The organism is Paraburkholderia tuberum STM678, from assembly GCF_902833905.1.
Classification (GTDB): Bacteria; Pseudomonadota; Gammaproteobacteria; order Burkholderiales; family Burkholderiaceae; genus Paraburkholderia; species Paraburkholderia tuberum.
In genome coordinates this window covers 1-1,459 of sequence record NZ_CADFGP010000162.1, presented here as the reverse complement: position 1 = coordinate 1,459, position 1,459 = coordinate 1, and the positions used below count along the sequence as shown (strand labels likewise).

The following is a 1,459-nucleotide window of genomic DNA, read 5'->3' as shown; positions in this document are numbered from 1 at the left end:
TCCGCATCCGCATCCGCATCCGCATCCGCATCCGCATCCGCATCCGCATCCGCATCCGCATCCGCATCCGCATCCGCATCCGCATCCGCATCGGCGTCCGCATCCGCATCCGCATCGGCGTCAGCATCCGCATCGGCATCGGCATCGGAATCTGCATCAGCATCAGCATCAGCATCAGCATCAGCATCGGCATCGGCATCAGCATCCGCATCCGCATCGGCGTCAGCGTCGGCATCAGCATCAGCATCCGCATCAGCATCCGCATCAGCATCCGCATCAGCATCAGCATCAGCATCAGCATCAGCATCCGCATCAGCATCCGCATCCGCGTCAGCGTCCGCGTCCGCGTCCGCGTCCGTATCGTCGTCGACTGCACCCGGCGGCGTCTGTTCATCCGCTACAGCAGCAGCGCTGCCGCCATTACCACCACCGCTCGCGGCGGCAATCCCCGCACCCAGCGCGGCAAGCGCACCCAGGCCCAGGAGGCCGAAGCCCACCAGACCGACACCCGGCGCGGCAACGAGATTCGCGCCGAAACCGTTCAGTTGCGCCGCACCCAGAACCAGAGGCGAGTCCGCGCCATCCACAAGAAAAGCGGCCTCATGATCATCCTCGCCGTCCGCAGCGATATATTCGTGATACGACCCGTCTTCACCCAGGCCGACCAGCTCGCCTTCATTGCCGTAGAAGTCCTCAATGATCAGTTGCGGCTGGTCGAGCTCCGCCCCTTCCAGGCTGACCAGAAGATTCTTGCCGGAGCGTCGCACGGTAATGTTTTCGGGGCCGTGGCCGGTCTTGCTCTCGGCCAGAATGAATTTGCCACCTTTGATGGCGCTTACACGAACGGGAGCGCCTTGCGCGGACCCACGCAATTCAACAGTCTGCTTGATGGTGCTGCCGTCGACGACGGCCAGCTTCACTGAACTGGTACTCATGGTAGTAGTAGTGCCTCTTTGAGTGCGTATGCTGGTCCACCTGGCCAGCGTATAGATAGAAAATGGCGACATGGCAGTCGCAAGAGTGCTGCTCTACCTCCATTCTTGATGGGTGAGCAATAAAACGAAATATGACGAGTTCGAATTTCGACGAGACAGGAACGAGACATTTCCTGGCACGGGAATCGCGAGCAGCGGTGCCTATGCACGATTGCGTAAGGGCTAAACAGGCAGTTGTCCGATGTTTCTCGCCTCTGTGCGCCAGACGCAAAAAGGGCCGCCATCCAGAAAGGAAGGCAGCCCATCGCGAAGCCCTGTATCCGGTGCGGCTCTGATCCGCAACACCTAACCGCCGGAGTGCCCGGTCTCCAGCCAGTCAACCAGCGAACCCGCGGATGCGTGCTCCCGCAGTACCGCCGCGTAGCCATCGAAACGGTTCGTCACTTCGCTCACGCTGTTGCCGTAGTGATCGTTCTCCGCAAGGAGCACATCGAGCAGGGTTCGTTTGCCCAGGTGGTACCACT

Annotated in this window: 1 protein-coding gene; it reads left to right on the top strand. The window is 60.8% G+C overall.

The annotated features are described in order from the left end of the window. Positions 1 to 923 (top strand): hypothetical protein (locus tag HWY30_RS42665; RefSeq protein WP_176079054.1); only part of this gene is annotated, 923 nt, incomplete at its 5' end. Positions 924 to 1,459 lie beyond the last annotated feature (536 nt).